Consider the following 16,861-nt stretch of genomic DNA (forward strand, 5'->3'; position numbering starts at 1 on the left):
AGAACCACCAAAGAGGATGCCGCATGTTCACAGCTACGACACCAAATGATTTGCCGACACGTGATGAAACGTTGGCAATGTCAGGTTTAGAATTCATGCAAGGTGTCATCGCAGGGACCGTCGCCCGACCGCCAATTTCTGCGGTCCTGAACTATTCCTTGGATAGTGTCGAAGAGGGCAAAGTTGCGTTTCGTGGCACCCCCGAATTTGATCACACGAACCCGATGGGCACTGTCCATGGCGGGTGGTACGGAACCCTGCTGGACAGCTGTATGGCCTGCGCCGTGATGACCAAGGTTCCGAAAGGGTCGATCTATACGACCCTAGAATACAAGGTAAATTTGACGCGCAATATTCCTCTCGGCACAGAAATCATTGCTATTGGCACGATTGATCATGCAGGTCGGACGACCGGCGTGGCGAGCGGTGAAATTCGCGGCGTGCTCGACGGAAAGCTTTACGCAACCGGATCGACCACGTGCCTGATCATGAAGATTGCGGACTAGCCCGTTCCGGTTGCGTTTGCTGAAAATCCCGAACGAACACTTTGCGGTACCGTGCAGGATCAACAGTGACGTGTAGGCGTTCGGATGGGTCCATGCCGACCAATCGCCGCCTACGCCCCCAAAACACCTTCCCCCAACCGCGCCAAGATCCAAAGGACGGCGCATTCACATCTGTTTCAAACCGCGCTCCCCAATCAGAAGGCAACGGCACACCGCACATTTCCAGTCGTTTCAACATCCAGACCAATGGAATGTTCGCCAGTGGTCGTGCTGGTGGGAAGATCCCAATCTGACCACCGATGTCGCTATGTGCACCACGAAACCAAACCTGTTCCATGTTGCCTGTCCAGCCTGTCGGTGACGTCCAAAGCACCGGTGCGTAAGCTTCGCGCGTTTCATCAAGCGCAAGTGCATGGAACCCGTTGCGAACCTGTGGCCCAAGCGTGTGATTGTGAAACGGTTGAGCCGGATTCATCCAGCGCCAGATAATCGGAACCCGCATGCCCAGCGCTTTGACCGTATCCCAAACGGCGACCGCTTCGATGCTGGTCTCTGTACGGGGATGGCAATGCTCTGCCCGGAACCGTTCCGCAAATTTACTGCGTCCGCCGGTTCGATAGTGGCGATAGGCGGTCCGGATGGTCCGGACCGTTGCGAAGTCGTTTTTCACGAGGCCTACAATTTCGATTACGCCAGCAAGGGACCGCACCGCATATGCACCACGTGAATATCCAATCAGGACGATTTTGTCGCCAAGTCGATATCGGGACGCAAGCACGCCATAGGCCCGCTCGATTTGCTTATTGATGCCTTTGCCTGTCATGACATCCCATGTGCCGCGCCAATCGCGCCACTGGATACCAGCCTCGTAATGGACCGTCAGGTTTGCCTGATGCCCCACTTCGTTCAGCAACTTGTAAGTCATCCCAGCGTGGGTTTCGCAGCCGTCTTTCAGCGATGAAGCGGTCCCATCTAGAATGATCACATGGGTCGCTTGCCCGCGATGACGCGGCTGTCCCTCAGCCGTCTGCGCCCGCGCACCAAATAACCCAAATATCCAATCACGCAGCTGCACTATTTTCCTTCGCCTTCTGCAACATCGTCCAAATCCGGTGTGGTGTGAACGGCATCGTTGCGTCCCGCACACCTTGATCCCACAACGCATCGACAACCGCGTTAGTCACTGCGGCCAACGCACCGACTGTGCCCGCTTCCCCACAGCCTTTCATGCCCATGGGGTTATATTTTGACGGTGTGCCTTGGGTCGCAAATTTAATCATGGGAACATCATCGGCCCGTGGCATGCCATAATCCATAAAACTTGCCGTGAGCAGTTGACCATAGTCATCAAAGACGACCCGTTCGGTAACGGCCTGTCCGATACCCTGCGCAACACCGCCGTGCACCTGCCCCGCCACCAGCATAGGGTTGATAAGGTTACCAAAGTCATCAACGACGCTGTAGTTTGTCACCTCGAGCACGCCAGTTTCCGGATCAATTTCCACTTCCGCCACATGTGCCCCGTTCGGAAAGCTTCGATTTTCCAAGGTAATTGTCGCCGTGTGGGACAAAAGATCATCACGTCCCGCGTCACGGGCCATGTCCGCCACTTCAAGCATTGTAGGGGTCAGGTTCGACCCGGGAATGCGGAACCGTTCGTCATCAAAACTGATCTCAGTCGCGGGAACGCCTTCGATATCTGAAAGAAACGCAGCAAAAGCCGTCGTGATTTTCTCGACAGTCGCTAGCGTCGCCGTGTTTTGGACAGTCACAGACCGCGACCCGCCGGTCCCGCCACCCGTTGGAATAAGATCACTATCACCTTGGATCACGCGCACTTGATCCGCAGGAATGCCCGTTTGATCCGCAAGGAACTGCGCAAAGACTGTTTCGTGCCCCTGCCCGTTTGACTGCGTGCCAACGAAGATCAGCGCACCATCTTCCGCGAAGTCAACACGCGCCGTTTCGGTTGGCGCCCCAAGGATGCTCTCGATGTAATAACAAAGGCCGTGACCACGCAGTTTGCCCTGCGCGGCAGACTTGGCCTTGCGCCCAGCGAAACCGGCAATATCTGCCTCGTCCCCAGCCCGCGTGAGCAGGTTCGCAAATTCGCCTACGTCATAAGTCACGCCTGTCGCCGTCGTGTATGGAAATTGATCGGGCGCAATGAAGTTCTTGCGCCGCAAATCCCACGCATCAATACCCAGCTGCCGCGCTGCTTCGTCCATGACACGCTCCAGCACAAAAATCGCTTCGGGTCGCCCAGCGCCGCGATAGGCATCAACAGGCGTCGTGTTCGTATAAACCCCGATGGTGCGCATGTAGGCTGCTTGCACGTCATAGGTCCCCATCAGGACTTTCGAAAACAAATCCGTCTGGATGAACTGCGCATAGCCGGAATTATAGGCCCCCAGATTGCAAACGCTATCAAGGTGATAACCCGTAATCTTGTAATCCGCATCCAAGGCTAGCGTCGCCGTTGTTGTCAGATCGCGGCCCGCATTGTCGGTCAGCATGGCCTCTGTCCGCTCCGACATCCACCGCACCGGCTTACCCAGCAAGCGTGCCGCATGCGCCACCACAATCGTCTCGGGATACATCATGGCCTTCATCCCGAAACCACCGCCGGTGTCGGGGTTCGTGACGCGGATGTGCGATTTATCCATACCAAGGTGGTAGGCCAAATCAGACTTCGGCCCCCACACGCCTTGGCCGTTCACAGCAACATGCAACCGCTCGTCGGTTATCTCGGCAAAGCAGCCGCGTGGTTCCATCGACGCTGCAATGACGCGGTTGTCGGGGACATCGACGGTCACAACATGTGCCGCAGCATCTATCGCCGCTTTGGTTTCCGCCTCTGCGCCATTTCCATAGGTAAACGACAGGTTCTGCGGGGCTTCCGGATGAATTTCGGCCCCACCAGTCGCAAGGTCGAGATGAACATCAAGATCGTCCAGCATCAGACCGATCATCTCAGCCGCATCTTTCGCGGTCTCCACAGTGTCTGCAATCACCACTGCAATCGCTTCGCCCACATGACGCACGCGCCCTTTTGCCAACAACGGACGTGCGGGATCAGCAGCCTTGGTGCCATCAATGTTCTTGATGATCGAAGGCTTCATCGACAGTTTCACGCCAGCGGTTTCAAGGTCTTCAGCCGTCAGAACAAGTGCGACGCCATCAAGCGCACGTGCATCCGCAACATCAAGCTCGGAAATATCGGCATGGGCAGCATATGACCGTAGGAAAAACGCATGAAGCGCGCCCTCAGGTGCGATGTCTTCAATGTATCTGCCATGTCCCGTCAAGAACCGCAGATCCTCGACTCGTTTCACCGATTGGCTGCGACCGAATTTTTCCATGTTTGATCATCCTTCGAATGGCTTCCCGCATGATGACCTAGGCCGGACCAAGCCACAATGCCAGTGTGTTCAATCAATCCCGCGCAAGCCCGAAGGAACCGTTGATAACTTGGGCATTAGCCCTTTTCGCCCATCGCCCCTTTGGATAAGACGTGCCTAGGATAAAAGGACACCGATTATGGCGATGGACAAGACATTCGACGCGAAATCCGCAGAAGCCCGCATCTACGCGGCGTGGGAAGCATCTGACGCATTCAAAGCTGGGGCCAACAAGTCCCGCGATGAAACCTTTACCATCATGATCCCACCGCCCAACGTCACAGGTGTCCTGCACGTCGGTCACGCCTTCAACAACACGCTGCAAGATATTCTGATCCGTTGGAAACGCATGCAGGGTTACGATACGCTCTGGCAGCCCGGCCAAGACCACGCAGGCATCGCCACCCAGCTGATGGTCGAGAAAAAACTCGCTGCGGATGGCCTGCCAAAGCGCGCTGACATGGGGCGCGACGCATTCCTCGAAAAAGTCTGGGAATGGAAAGCGGAGTCTGGCGGCACGATTATTGAGCAGTTGAAGCGCCTCGGCGCGTCCTGCGATTGGTCCCGTAACGCTTTCACCATGTCCGGCGCCCCGAATGCGCCCGAAGGCGAAGACGGCAATTTCCACGACGCCGTGATCAAGGTTTTCGTCAAAATGTACGAAGACGGGCTGATCTATCGCGGCAAACGTCTGGTCAACTGGGACCCCCATTTTGAAACCGCGATTTCCGATCTTGAGGTCGAGAATATCGAAGTCGACGGCCACATGTGGCACTTCAAATACCCGCTCGCGGGCGGTACGACCTATACCTACGTCGAGAAAGACGAAGACGGGAACGTCACACTGGAAGAAGAGCGCGACTACATCTCTATCGCCACCACACGCCCCGAAACCATGCTCGGCGACGGCGCGGTAGCTGTGCACCCATCCGACGAACGCTACGCCCCCATCGTTGGGATGCTCTGTGAAATTCCGGTCGGCCCCAAGGCGCAGCGCCGCCTGATCCCGATCATCACGGATGAATACCCGGACAAAGACTTCGGCTCTGGTGCGGTGAAAATCACCGGCGCGCATGACTTCAACGACTACCAAGTCGCCAAACGCGGCGGCATCCCGATGTATTCCCTCATGGATACCAAAGGGGCGATGCGCGCAGACGGACGCTCTTACGCCGAAGAAGCTGCGACCGCGCAAGCCATCGCCAATGGTCAAGAAACCTTTGACGAAGCGAAAATCGCCGCGATGAACCTCGTGCCCGAAGAATACCGCGGCCTCGATCGGTTTGAGGCGCGCAAGAAGGTCGTGGCCGACATCACCGCCGAAGGACTTGCTATCATGACCGTCGCCAGTGATGCGCGGCTGGGCAAAGCTGCCGTCAAAGCCCCCCTTGCCCCCGAAGAAGGCGGCGAGGCGCGGACAGACGCAGACGAACTGGTCCCACTGGTCGAAGCCAAAAAGATCATGCAGCCGTTCGGCGACCGATCAAAGGTCGTGATTGAACCTGCCCTGACCGACCAATGGTTCGTGGACACCGACAAGATCGTCGGGCCTGCGCTGGATGCGGTGAAGAACGGCGACGTGACCATCATGCCTGAAAGCGGTGAGAAGGTGTTTTACCACTGGCTTGAAAACATCGAACCATGGTGCATCTCGCGGCAATTGTGGTGGGGACATCAGATCCCGGTTTGGTATGGGCCAGCAACTGCGACCGGTGCGATTGACGATGCTGGCGTAGTTCGGATCGACGCGTCCTACGAACCCGGCAACAACAAGGTTTTCTGTGCCGCAACTGAAGCCGAAATCGTCACAATGGCTGCTGCGCATTACGACCTACCGGTGCGCGTGTCGACGGACGAAGACGATATCTCCGATGGGGATGAAGTCGTATTATACCGCGACCCCGACGTCCTCGACACGTGGTTCTCCTCTGGCCTGTGGCCTTTCGGGACACTCGGCTGGCCCGAAAAGACTGACGAGCTGGCGAAATACTTCCCCGGCGATGTTCTTGTCACGGGCCAAGACATCCTGTTCTTCTGGGTTGCCCGCATGATGATGATGTCGCAAGCGATCGAAGGTGAAAACCCGTTCCACACTGTCTACCTGCACCAACTCGTCCGCGACGAGAAGGGCGAGAAGATGTCGAAGACCAAAGGCAACGTTGTGGACCCCCTGGTGGTCGTCGACGAATTCGGGGCCGACGCCCTGCGCTTTACCATGGCGCAGATGGCGGCGATTGGCGGCGTACTGAAACTGTCCGAGGACCGGATCAAAGGCTACCGCAACTTCGGTACCAAACTTTGGAACGCTTTCAGCTTTGCCGAACACTACGAGATCCCGAACCCCGGCGACGCACCGATGCCTGAGGTGTCCCAGACGCTCAACAAATGGATCATCGGCGAGACGGCGAAGGTGCGCGAAACCGTGGACCAAGCGTTGACCGACTACCGGTTCAACGACGCGGCCAATGCGCTGTACGCCTTCACATGGGGCAAGGTCTGCGACTGGTATCTGGAATTCTCTAAACCGATCCTACAGGGCGACGACGCAGCCGCGAAAGAGGAAACACAGAAAACCCTACGCTGGGTTCTCGACCAATGCTTGATCCTGCTGCACCCAATCAAACCGTTCATCACCGAAGAACTGTGGGGCCTCGCCGACAGCCGCGCCAAGATGTTGGTCCATGCGGATTGGCCGACCTACAACACCGCTGATCTGGTGGACGCTGACGCAGATCGTGAGATGAACTGGGTGATCAACCTGATTGAATCCGTGCGGTCCAACCGCGCTCAAGTTCACGTACCAGCAGGCGCAAAAGTACCGCTGTTGGTGCAAGGACTGGACGCCAAAGGCCAATCAGCTTGGGACAACAATCAGGTGTTGATCCAACGGCTCGCGCGCATCGAAAGCCTTGAAGCGGTCACGGATTTCCCGAAAGGTTGCGTCACGATCCCGATGGACGGCGGCACCTTCGGCATTCCGCTGGAAGGGTTGATCGACGTGCCATCGGAAATCGCGCGTTTGGAAAAATCGCTAGGAAAATTGGGGAAAGAACTGGGCGGCCTACGTGGGCGCCTCAAGAACCCGAAATTCGTAGAATCCGCACCAGAAGAGGTGATCGCGGAAACCCGCGAAAACCTACGCCTGCGCGAAGACGAAGAAGCACAGTTGAACGCGGCAATCGCGCGTCTCCAAGAACTAGGCTGATTTTCTGAGCCACAAAACTCCTGCCGGGGGCATCCTGAAAAGATGCCTCTGGCGACAAAGCCGTATTAATAGACGACCCGTTCCACGGCACGCATCATCCCGAGTGTTTTGTCATAGACCAGAGTCAAAATCCGGCGCCCACCTGTTTTTTGAACAACTGGCACCGCACGGATGACAGTCGCCGCACCGGCGCTTACCAAAAATCCACGTCTACTTAACTTCATCTGCGCACCTCTTAACTAGTTGCGAACCATTCTCATGTAGTCATAAAAAAGACGATTGCAAGGGGCGTCCCTGCACGCGTAACTATTGGTATGACACATGATCCTCGCCTTACCGCCCTCGCCGCTAGCCTGCCCGCAACCGTTCCGTTCGTCGGGCCCGAAGCACAGGAACGTGCACGTGGTGCAAAATTTGTCGCCCGTCTGGGGGCAAACGAAAGTGGCTTCGGCCCGTCACCCAAAGCGATTGAGGCAATGAAGCAAGCCGCGTCAGAGGCTTGGATGTACGCCGATCCTGAAAACCACGATCTGCGCGAAGCGATTGCAGCCCACCACGATGTGGATCCGAAACATATCATGGTGGGTGAAGGTATCGACACGCTGCTTGGCCTCGTCGTGCGGCTGTACGTCGACAAAGGTGATCCGGTTGTCACCTCTGCTGGCGCCTATCCGACGTTCAACTACCATGTCGCAGGCTTTGGCGGTGAATTGCATACAATTCCCTACACCGGTGATTTTGAAGACCCGGAACGCTTGATCGTCAAGGCGGCCGAAGTGAATGCAAAACTGGTCTATATCTCGAACCCTGACAACCCGATGGGCAGCTGCCACGACGCGAAGACCATCAAACGCATGGTCAGTTCCGTTCCAGACGGCACATTGCTGGTCTTGGATGAAGCATACATTGAACTAGCTCCTGAAACCGCTGTTGCCGAGATTGACCCAGATGATCCACGCGTCATTCGGATGCGCACATTTTCAAAGGCTTACGGCATGGCTGGTGCCCGGGTCGGTTATGCCATCGGGCATCCCGCCGTGATTGACGCCTTTAACAGGGTCCGTAATCATTTCGGAATGTCCCGTATCGCGCAAGCAGGTGCTTTGGCCGCGATACAGGATCAGGACTACATCGCTTCGGTACGTGAAATGGTCGCAGATTCGCGGGCAGCAATCGCCGCGGCCGCACTGGATAACGGTCTTATTCCGCTGGAATCAGCAACCAATTTTGTCACGATTGATTGTGGTCGGGACGGCGACTTCGCGAAAGCGTTACTTGAAGCGTTGTCCGCGCGCGATATCTTTGTTCGTATGCCCTTTGTTGCACCTCAAAACCGCTGCATCCGTGTCAGCTGCGGCCCGACGGCCGACATGCTGGCCTTCGCTCGGGCGTTGCCCGAGGCGCTACAAGCTGCGGAGACTGCATTCCCAGCATGAGCCAGCACCAGCCCCCTGGACGCGTTCAAGACTTCACGAGCGCTTTTCTCGTCAGTTTCGGGGTGCTCGTGTTTATCATGCTATGGACGATCAGCATTGTGTTTGGGTTTCTTTGGGCGATTGGGTCGGCCTATGTCTGTGACAAAGGCCTGTCCCGTTTCACACCCCGCCGTGAGTAGCTTTCGCAATCACGGTCGCGGCAGCTGATAAGGCGCCATCGCCATGTGGGATATCAAGCGCCTTTAGACCCGCATCGATAGTACCCAGTACGCCCATGATCATATGTGCATTCACGTGCCCCATGTGCCCAATCCGGAAATAGGCATCCGCAGGCGTACGCCCCAAACCGATGCCCAGCGTCAAACCCGCTTGGTGTTCGCACCAATTCCGTAAGCGGTCCCCGTCAGGAGTTTCTGCAAAGCACGACGTGACTGCATGGGATCGATGATCCGGATCGGCAATGTTCAGACCGATCCCCCCCGGCACAGACCACGCGTCGAACGCCGCCCAGACGGCTTGAGCCAATGTTGCATGGCGTGCCCAAACCGCCTCGATCCCTTCCGCAAGAATCATATCAAGCGCAGCCCGCAGCCCGTAAAGGTGATGCGTCGGCGCTGTCCCATAGAAGTTCATATAATAGACTTCCGGATTAATGCGCGGCCGCCAATCCCAATACCCCGTGACACAATCGCCCCGTGCCGCATTAGCCTTTTCGTTGAAATAGACAAACGAAATGCCTGCAGGCGTCATCAGCCCCTTTTGGCAAGCCGTTACCATCACGTCCACGCCCCAAGCATCCATCTCGAAACGATCGCATCCGAACGACGCAATGCAATCCACCATCAGAAGTGCAGGATGTTCGACTTCATTCAAAACCCGACGCATCCCCGACACATCGTTCTTCACACTGGTCGAGGTATCCACATGAACGGCCAGAACCGCCTTGATCTTGTGATCCGTGTCCGCCCGCAGCGTTTCCGCCAATTGGTCAAGATCGACGGGGTCTTTATCTCCATAGTCGATGGTTTGAACGTTGACGCCCAGACCGTTCGCCATTTCACCCCAGCCCACACAGAACCGCCCCGTCGCAAGGACCAGCACCGTGTCGCCGCGATTGAGAACGTTGGCGAGCGCCGCTTCCCAAGCGGCGTGACCGTTACCGATATAGATGGCAACGTTATGCGCTGTGCCCGCGATCGATTTCAGGTCAGGGAAAAGCGAATAAGTCAGATCGTGCAATTCACCTTCGTAAATATTCGGTGACGCCCGATGCATGGCCTGAAGCACAGCATCGGGCATGACAGAAGGACCAGGGATCGCCAGATAGGCGCGGCCATTTGCAAGAGACATGAGAACACTTTCGCGGTGAGACAGTAATGCGCGAACCCTACGCCCATCATCAAAGAGGTCAAGCGCTTGCCTTGCCCCGTCCCCACTTCCAGCTTAGATCAGTTGGGCAACTACAGGAATTCCCCAGTGTCCGAGACATCAGCATCCCGATTGTTCGCCTGGCTTTGGCGCGACTACCTCCGCCCGCACAAGGCCCTTTTTATTGGGGCGTTGGCCTTGATGGCAATCGAAGGATCAATGCTGGGGTTCCTGAGCTGGATGATCCAGCCCATGTTCGACGATGTGTTTGTTGAAGGCAAAGCGAGCACATTGTGGTGGGTCGGCATTGGCATCATGATCATCTTTTTTGTCCGCGCGATCAGCGGCACAGGGCAAAAAATTCTGATGACAAAACTAACCCAGCTATCTGCAGCAGAAATGCGCAACCACTTGCTGCGCCACGTGATGGACTTGGACAGCAGTTTCCACCAGTCAAACCCTCCCGGTCAGTTGATCGAACGTGTGCAGGGTGATGTGACTGCAGTGAACCAGATCTGGGCGGGCATCGCGACAGGATTGGGACGAGATCTGATTGCGCTTGTTGCGCTGTTCGGCGTCGCAATCTCTGTCGATTGGCGATGGACCTTGATCGCCTTGGTCGGCATTCCGTTCTTGGTTTTGCCGTCGTTCGCCGCCCAAGCGTACGTGCGTAAAAGAACAGGTGTCGCCCGCGAATTGGCGGGGCGTATGTCCACCCGTCTGGACGAAGTATTTCACGGGATTAATCCGATTAAGCTGAACGCGCTCGAGAGCTATCAGTCGAACCAATATGCTGCCCTGCAAAAAGAACGCGTGTCGGCGGAGGTCAAATCAGCCACTGGCAAAGCAGCGGTGCCCGCATTGATCGACATCATGACTGGCATCGGTTTTCTTGGTGTTCTTGTGTTCGGCGGCTCCGAGATCATCGCAGGCGAAAAAACGGTCGGCCAGTTCATGTCATTCTTCACGGCGATGTCGCTGACCTTTGAACCGCTGCGCCGTCTTGGCGCGATGAGCGGCCAGTGGCAGGCCGCCGCCGCATCTATTGACCGCATCCAAGCCATTCTGAACGTAACACCAACCCTGACGTCACCTGCGTCCCCGCGGCCCGTGCCGACGGGTGCGCCGGCGATTTCCTTTTCCGACGTTACCCTTGATTACGGCGATCTTCCGGTTCTGCGAGGCACCACGTTTACAGCCGAAGCAGGCAAAACAACCGCCCTCGTCGGGGCGTCGGGTGCGGGCAAAAGCACAATCTTCAACGTGCTCACGCGGCTCGTCGATCCCAAAGACGGCGCCGTCACCATAGGCGACACCCCAGCGGCAGAGCTATCCCTGCCCGATCTGCGCAGCCTGTTTTCGGTTGTGGCGCAGGACGCGGCGCTCTTTGATGAAAGTCTGCGCGACAACATTTTGCTAGGACGCACCGACCTATCAGATCAGGACCTGAAGCAGGTTTTAGATGCCGCCCATGTCAGCGATTTCCTTGCGAAGCTGCCTGATGGGCTAAACAGTGCAGCCGGACCGCGTGGGTCAAACCTGTCAGGTGGACAACGCCAACGCGTCGCAATTGCCCGTGCCCTATTGCGCGACACGCCAATTTTGTTGCTGGATGAAGCGACAAGCGCGCTCGACACGAAATCAGAGGCCGTCGTGCAAGCCGCTCTCGAAAAGCTATCAGTCGGCCGGACGACGCTTGTCATCGCTCACCGCCTATCAACCGTCCGCAACGCCGATAGCATTGTCGTCATGGATCAAGGGCGCGTTGTGGATCAAGGTACACACGACGCGCTTCTTGAACGTGGCGGACTTTATGCCGATCTATACAATCTTCAGTTTGCGCAATCACAGGCCACAAAATGACCCAGCCCCGCACAGTTTTCTCGGTGACCGGCACGGACCGCGTTTCATTCCTGCAAGGATTGATCACCAATGACGTCGATAAAGCGCAAAACGGGATCGTCTACGCCGCTCTTTTGACGCCGCAAGGCAAGTTCATCGCCGACTTCTTTGTCATTGGCCGCGCCGAGGAGCTATTGATTGATGTCGCGACCAGCCATGCGGCTGCACTTTCGCAACGATTAAACATGTATCGGCTGCGTGCGGATGTGCAATTGACCGAAACGCCATTGGTCGTTTCAACAGGGACGACAGCTACTCCCGACGGTGCCCTGCCCGATCCGCGTCACCCCGACCTAGGCTGGCGGGTCTACAGTGACACGGATGTCAGCGATGAAACGGACTGGACCACACTGCGGGTTGAAAACATGGTCCCAGAAACCGGCGTCGAACTGCTGCCCGATAGCTATATTCTTGAGGCGGGGTTTGAACGGCTGAACGGCATCGATTTCAAAAAAGGATGCTACGTCGGCCAAGAAATCGCGGCTCGCATGAAACATAAAACCGAATTGAAAAAGGGGCTGGCGCGAGTCGCAATTGACGGGTCCGCGCAGCCTGGCGATGAAATAACGAGCAACGGCAAACCTGCCGGGACGCTTCATAGCGTGGCGGGCGATACTGGCTTGGCTTATTTGCGGTTCGACCGCGCAAAGGGCATGGAAACGAAGAACGCTACGCTTACCCTACTGGATACCGCGCCAGTTTCGTCGGCTTAGAATACCTATCCGACGACCAGACACACAAAAGCCGGCCACAGTGGGCCGGCTTTTTTAATTCTAACGCTCGATTACGCGCGTTCGACGTATTCCATCGTTTCCGTGCTCACGACGATATCTTCGTCTTGCCCAACAAACGGTGGGATCATGACGCGAACGCCGTTGTCCAAAGTTGCGGGCTTAAAGCTGTTCGCGGCGGTTTGGCCCTTCACAACAGGCTCAGTCTCGGCGACTTTGCAAATAACGCGGGTCGGCAGCGTCACGTTCAGCGCTTCTTCCTCATAGTATTCGATCTTTACGATCATGCCGTCCTGCAAGAATGGGCGCAGATCGCCCAAGATGTCAGCCGGAAGTGCAATCTGATCGTAAGTTTCATTGTCCATGAAAGTGAGCATATCGTCTGCTTCGAACAGGAACTGTTGATCCTTCTGTTCCAAGCGCACGCGCTCTACTTTATCGGCAGACCGAAACCGTTCGTTCAGTTTGCGACCATCACGTAGGTTTTTTAGCTCAACCTGCGCAAATGCCCCACCTTTGCCCGGTTTGACGTGATCTACCTTCACAGCTGCCCAAAGACCGCCATCATGTTCCAATACGTTGCTTGGACGAATTTCGTTTCCGTTAATTTTTGGCATGATTCTCTTTGTGTCAGAATTGCGGCAAAAGGTTGATGAAACCTTGAAGGACCCTATATCTGGGTGAAGGAACCCTTGCAAGACGACTACATAAGCCCAATTGATTGTTTCAGCCATGCGCAAATTGCATGGCTGCCATTCCAAAAGAGACCACCCGAATCGGATTCAATCGGGCATAACCAGTCGAACGCGAGAACTACAAGACCAAAAACCAAAAGGATGCACGATGCGTGATTTTGTCGACGGAACAGCTTTTAACAACGAACAGGGCAACCGCGCCCGCAAGTTATTTGCTGCAGTCGTCCTCGCCGCTTTGGACGACGCTATCGCGGACGATAAGAAGTATGGTAACGGTCCTGAACAAATCGCACGCTGGGCACGTTCGCGCGATGGGCGCGAAGTGTTGTCATGCGCTGGCATCGACCCGAACGAACGTGTGGTCGAAGGCTTGATGGAATTTGTTGGCAAAGGTGTCCGCACCTCTGTCGCGCTCTCCCGCGAGGAAAGCGAACGTCGCAACGCAGCCGAGCAAGAAGCACGCGCCGCTTAAGCGACCAGACCAAAAGTTATGTTGGCCCTGCCAGGCCGACTTTTCAGAACGCCGCCCTCTGCTCGGGGCGGCGTTTTTTCATGGCGATCCGTTTGTGGCAAACATGACTGCAAAAACGATCCCCGGCAGTGCTTCCATTCCAGCCAAGGCGACAATAAAGATGCGCATCCATTTTCCAACGAACCGCCGCCACAGCAATATGCAGCATGCCAATGACGCCAATACTTCAATTGGGCCAACGAGATTACCGTAATGGCTTGGGTCCCAGTAGCTAAGCGGACTTTCAAATATCCAATTTGAGATAGGCCAAAAATGCGCACGCCCGTCATTGTGATGGAAGGCAAAATCGAGAACCAAGTGCAACAAGGCCGCCCCACACAAGGCGATAACCACCTGTGATCGCGCCATAATCCCAAGAACCAGCGCGATGCCCCATAAGATCATCGAATTATCGATCCGGAATATGCTTTGCCACGAGTCTGAATAATAAAGTTGACCAAAAACGATCTGAGGATCAGTTCCAAACACAATGAGATGTGCGCCAGCCATCAGATACAATGACAAATCAGGGATGATCGCACCTGCCAAGGCAGCACAGGTGACAGCCGGTCTATTCGCCCGTCCGAACGCGGTTAGGCCAAAAATCAAATGGGCTGGTGTGTTCATGCTCTTCCCCTGCACCACAAGTACTTCTAGACACGTAGCGCAGGAGGACGCGATGACCAAGGCGATCATGATCCAAGGGGCTGGCTCTAACGTTGGCAAATCCATTTTGGTGGCAGGTCTCGCGCGCGCCGCGACCCGTCGCGGCTTGTCCGTCGCTCCGTTTAAACCCCAGAACATGTCGAACAACGCAGCCGTTACACGCGACGGCGGTGAAATCGGACGTGCGCAGGCGCTACAAGCGCGGGCCTGCGGGCTTCAACCACACACCGATATGAATCCCGTTCTCCTCAAGCCGGAATCTGAAGTTGGCGCCCAAGTCGTCGTGCACGGCAAAAGGCTGACAACGATGAAAGCCCGCGACTATGGCAAAATGAAAGCCTCCTTGCTTCCCGCCGTTTTGGAGAGCTTTGATCGTCTAAAAATACATGCAGACCTAATCATTGTCGAAGGCGCGGGCAGCCCAGCTGAGGTGAATCTCCGTACTGGTGACATCGCGAACATGGGCTTTGCCGCTGCTGCTGGTGTCCCTGTCGCGCTGATCGGTGATATTGACCGCGGTGGCGTGATAGCACAATTGGTGGGTACGCATGCGGTCTTGCCCGACGACGACAATGCACTGATCAAAGCCTTTGCGATCAACAAATTTCGCGGTGATACGACCCTGTTCTCCGAAGGCATGGATATCATTGCTGATAAAACTGGATGGACACCCTGCGGCATAGTCCCATGGTTCGCAGATGCGTGGCGCTTACCGGCCGAAGATGTAATGGACATCGCATCCCGTAAAGGCGGCCCGATCAAGATCGCGGTGCCAAAACTCAATCGAATTGCTAATTTTGACGATTTGGACCCGCTATCTGCAACGCCGGAAGTGACGGTCGAAATCGTGCAAGCGGGCCGTCCTTTACCCGGTGACGCGGATTTGGTTCTGATCCCGGGATCCAAATCTACAATCGCGGACCTTGCGCATTTCAGGGCGCAGGGTTGGGATATTGACCTGCTGGCGCACATCAGACGCGGTGGACATGTATTGGGGATTTGTGGCGGTTATCAGATGCTTGGCACTGAAATCATCGACGCCGAAGGGATCGAAGGCCCGCCCAGCCGTGTCGCTGGTCTTGGCCTACTGAATGTCGTCACAACCATGCAAGATGACAAACGATTAACCGAAGTGACCGCAACGCATTTGGACACAGGATCGTCGCTGCAAGGTTACGAAATCCACATCGGTGTCACTGATGGTCCGGATACCGACAACGCATGGCTTGACGTTGCGGGCCGTCGCGAAGGTGCAGCAAGCGCCGACGGGCGCATTCAAGGGTGTTATTTGCACGGATTGTTCAGCGCAGATGCGTTTCGCACCGCATTCCTAACCACTTTGGGTGCAGCGCCTGCAGCGTATGGCTACGAAGACAGCGTTGAGCGCACGTTAGACGCGCTTGCCGATCATCTAGAGGCACACATGGATGTCGATTTGATCTTAGGCTGCGCCGCAGAGATCTGATCAGACGTCTTGTTCTGTAATCACGCGGTTGATTTCACGACGCACCAGTTTGCGCACATTGCGCGTGATGCGTTCGCCCATTTCGCCCTGCAGTTCTTCGCGGATCATTTCACCGACCAACGCGCGTAATGCGTCAGGATCAACCAACTGACCATTTGCAGGCGTCGCGACCGCACCAAAAGTTGGGTCAACGTCTGGGGCCAATTCATCCCCAAACACATCACCAGGTTCTTTTTCGGCAGCATCTGCTGTCGCTTCTGCGACCGGATCGTAGACTTCGTCAAAACGCGTATGACTAAAAGCCACATCGTCCGCCGCGACGGTCATATCTCCAACGGCATCAACATCGACATCGACAGTCGGCTCAATCGAGGCCTCTTGATCGGCTAGCCCCTGCGCCACTTCATCAGCGATCGTGTCTGCGATGTGATCGGTAACTGCATCCGTGACGGTGTCCTCTGGCGATTTGGACTGTCGCGCGTCGAGTTTGTGCAGAAACGCAGATGTCACGCTACTTTCCATCAGCGTTTCGCTTCCGTCGGGTTCCCATTCGTCTTCGGCTTCGGTGACGGCGGCTTCGAGTTCGGCAATTGTTGCTTCCAAACTTGCGCGGTCAACGGTGTCTTCAGCGTGCATGCTTGGCTGGGGCGCTGTTGGAAAATCTAGCGTGCTTAAACCCGGCACGGTTTTGTCGTTCTGTGTGTCGTCCTGCGGTGTGAAATCGGGCGGCATCTTCAAAACGTCGGATTCTGGCGAATCGGTAACCGTGTCAGGCACGCGGAATGCCGGGGTCAAAACCAACCGATCGATCGGTTCGGATTCAACTGAACGCAGCGGTTTTTCAACTATTTCCGGCTTAATCTCTTGATTGCCTTGCGCAACGAGCCTGCGGATGGAGGAAAGTACATCCTCGATATCGTGATTGCTGACCGGATCGGACATTGAAAGTTCCTGTTTTCGCCTCAGCCACAGTGT

At 55.9% G+C, this 16,861-nt stretch carries 14 protein-coding genes; 7 read left to right on the forward strand and 7 right to left on the reverse strand.

The window, feature by feature from the left end; translation table 11 throughout:
- The first annotated feature begins 23 nt into the window (after nt 1-23).
- On the forward strand, nt 24-506 hold the full coding sequence (locus K3729_14355; GenBank protein UWQ98605.1) for a PaaI family thioesterase: 483 nt from the start codon (nt 24-26) through the stop codon (nt 504-506).
- Here the strand turns inward: K3729_14355 and K3729_14360 are convergent.
- Nucleotides 487-1,581, reverse strand: a complete 1,095-nt coding sequence (locus K3729_14360) for a DUF2235 domain-containing protein (protein UWQ98606.1) — start codon at nt 1,579-1,581, stop codon at nt 487-489. The two genes, K3729_14355 and K3729_14360, sit on opposite strands and share 20 nt — an antisense overlap.
- Nucleotides 1,568-3,868 (reverse strand): xanthine dehydrogenase family protein molybdopterin-binding subunit, encoded by a 2,301-nt coding sequence (locus K3729_14365; GenBank protein ID UWQ98607.1) that lies wholly within the window; start codon nt 3,866-3,868, stop codon nt 1,568-1,570. Before K3729_14365 ends, K3729_14360 begins: the two co-directional genes overlap by 14 nt.
- Before the next feature lie 178 nt (nt 3,869-4,046).
- Between K3729_14365 and K3729_14370 the strand changes: the two genes are divergently transcribed.
- On the forward strand, nt 4,047-7,112 hold the full coding sequence (locus K3729_14370) for a valine--tRNA ligase (GenBank protein ID UWQ98608.1): 3,066 nt from the start codon (nt 4,047-4,049) through the stop codon (nt 7,110-7,112).
- Nucleotides 7,113-7,177: 65 nt separating this feature from the next.
- Here K3729_14370 and K3729_14375 read toward each other — a convergent pair whose 3' ends face one another.
- On the reverse strand, nt 7,178-7,336 hold the full coding sequence (locus K3729_14375) for a Tat pathway signal protein (GenBank protein ID UWQ98609.1): 159 nt from the start codon (nt 7,334-7,336) through the stop codon (nt 7,178-7,180).
- Between the two features lie 90 nt (nt 7,337-7,426).
- On the opposite strand from K3729_14375, the gene K3729_14380 reads away from it, so the two are divergent.
- Entirely contained in the window at nt 7,427-8,548 is a 1,122-nt protein-coding gene (locus tag K3729_14380; GenBank protein ID UWQ98610.1) for a pyridoxal phosphate-dependent aminotransferase, read from the forward strand.
- 159 nt (nt 8,549-8,707) lie between these two features.
- Here K3729_14380 and K3729_14385 read toward each other — a convergent pair whose 3' ends face one another.
- Complete coding sequence (locus K3729_14385; GenBank protein UWR01071.1) at nt 8,708-9,847, reverse strand: aminotransferase class V-fold PLP-dependent enzyme; 1,140 nt, start codon at nt 9,845-9,847, stop codon at nt 8,708-8,710.
- Nucleotides 9,848-10,117: 270 nt separating this feature from the next.
- On the opposite strand from K3729_14385, the gene K3729_14390 reads away from it, so the two are divergent.
- Nucleotides 10,118-11,779, forward strand: coding sequence for an ABC transporter ATP-binding protein/permease (locus K3729_14390; GenBank protein UWR01072.1), 1,662 nt, complete (start codon nt 10,118-10,120; stop codon nt 11,777-11,779).
- Entirely contained in the window at nt 11,776-12,531 is a 756-nt protein-coding gene (locus tag K3729_14395) for a folate-binding protein (protein UWQ98611.1), read from the forward strand. Before K3729_14390 ends, K3729_14395 begins: the two co-directional genes overlap by 4 nt.
- A gap of 71 nt (nt 12,532-12,602) precedes the next feature.
- Here the strand turns inward: K3729_14395 and efp are convergent, their stop codons facing one another.
- Complete coding sequence (efp, locus tag K3729_14400) at nt 12,603-13,166, reverse strand: elongation factor P (protein UWQ98612.1); 564 nt, start codon at nt 13,164-13,166, stop codon at nt 12,603-12,605.
- A gap of 226 nt (nt 13,167-13,392) precedes the next feature.
- Between efp and K3729_14405 the strand changes: the two genes are divergently transcribed.
- Nucleotides 13,393-13,716: an elongation factor P gene (locus tag K3729_14405; GenBank protein UWQ98613.1), complete on the forward strand. Its 324-nt coding sequence runs from the start codon at nt 13,393-13,395 to the stop codon at nt 13,714-13,716.
- Nucleotides 13,717-13,794: 78 nt separating this feature from the next.
- Here K3729_14405 and K3729_14410 read toward each other — a convergent pair whose 3' ends face one another.
- The gene (locus tag K3729_14410; protein ID UWQ98614.1) at nt 13,795-14,382 is read right to left on the reverse strand and encodes a cobalamin biosynthesis protein CobQ; all 588 of its coding nucleotides are present in this window, start codon (nt 14,380-14,382) and stop codon (nt 13,795-13,797) included.
- Between the two features lie 52 nt (nt 14,383-14,434).
- Between K3729_14410 and K3729_14415 the strand changes: the two genes are divergently transcribed.
- Nucleotides 14,435-15,886 (forward strand): cobyric acid synthase, encoded by a 1,452-nt coding sequence (locus K3729_14415; protein UWQ98615.1) that lies wholly within the window; start codon nt 14,435-14,437, stop codon nt 15,884-15,886.
- Here the strand turns inward: K3729_14415 and K3729_14420 are convergent, their stop codons facing one another.
- Nucleotides 15,887-16,828, reverse strand: coding sequence for a hypothetical protein (locus K3729_14420; GenBank protein UWQ98616.1), 942 nt, complete (start codon nt 16,826-16,828; stop codon nt 15,887-15,889).
- Nucleotides 16,829-16,861 lie beyond the last annotated feature (33 nt).

This window comes from Rhodobacteraceae bacterium S2214 (genome assembly GCA_025141675.1).
Lineage (GTDB): Bacteria > Pseudomonadota > Alphaproteobacteria > Rhodobacterales > Rhodobacteraceae > Yoonia.

What these genes read in the sequence shown, in the direction of transcription:
- K3729_14385 (UWR01071.1), bottom strand. Translation starts at nt 9,847, where the DNA reads ATGCCCGATGCTGTGCTTCAGGCCATGCATCGGGCGTCACCGAATATT.
- K3729_14355 (UWQ98605.1), top strand. Translation starts at nt 24, where the DNA reads ATGTTCACAGCTACGACACCAAATGATTTGCCGACACGTGATGAAACG.
- K3729_14415 (UWQ98615.1), top strand. Translation starts at nt 14,435, where the DNA reads ATGACCAAGGCGATCATGATCCAAGGGGCTGGCTCTAACGTTGGCAAA.
- efp (UWQ98612.1), bottom strand. Translation starts at nt 13,166, where the DNA reads ATGCCAAAAATTAACGGAAACGAAATTCGTCCAAGCAACGTATTGGAA.
- K3729_14420 (UWQ98616.1), bottom strand. Translation starts at nt 16,828, where the DNA reads ATGTCCGATCCGGTCAGCAATCACGATATCGAGGATGTACTTTCCTCC.
- K3729_14395 (UWQ98611.1), top strand. Translation starts at nt 11,776, where the DNA reads ATGACCCAGCCCCGCACAGTTTTCTCGGTGACCGGCACGGACCGCGTT.
- K3729_14380 (UWQ98610.1), top strand. Translation starts at nt 7,427, where the DNA reads ATGACACATGATCCTCGCCTTACCGCCCTCGCCGCTAGCCTGCCCGCA.
- K3729_14405 (UWQ98613.1), top strand. Translation starts at nt 13,393, where the DNA reads ATGCGTGATTTTGTCGACGGAACAGCTTTTAACAACGAACAGGGCAAC.
- K3729_14375 (UWQ98609.1), bottom strand. Translation starts at nt 7,336, where the DNA reads ATGAAGTTAAGTAGACGTGGATTTTTGGTAAGCGCCGGTGCGGCGACT.
- K3729_14410 (UWQ98614.1), bottom strand. Translation starts at nt 14,382, where the DNA reads ATGAACACACCAGCCCATTTGATTTTTGGCCTAACCGCGTTCGGACGG.
- K3729_14365 (UWQ98607.1), bottom strand. Translation starts at nt 3,868, where the DNA reads ATGGAAAAATTCGGTCGCAGCCAATCGGTGAAACGAGTCGAGGATCTG.
- K3729_14370 (UWQ98608.1), top strand. Translation starts at nt 4,047, where the DNA reads ATGGCGATGGACAAGACATTCGACGCGAAATCCGCAGAAGCCCGCATC.
- K3729_14390 (UWR01072.1), top strand. Translation starts at nt 10,118, where the DNA reads ATGGCAATCGAAGGATCAATGCTGGGGTTCCTGAGCTGGATGATCCAG.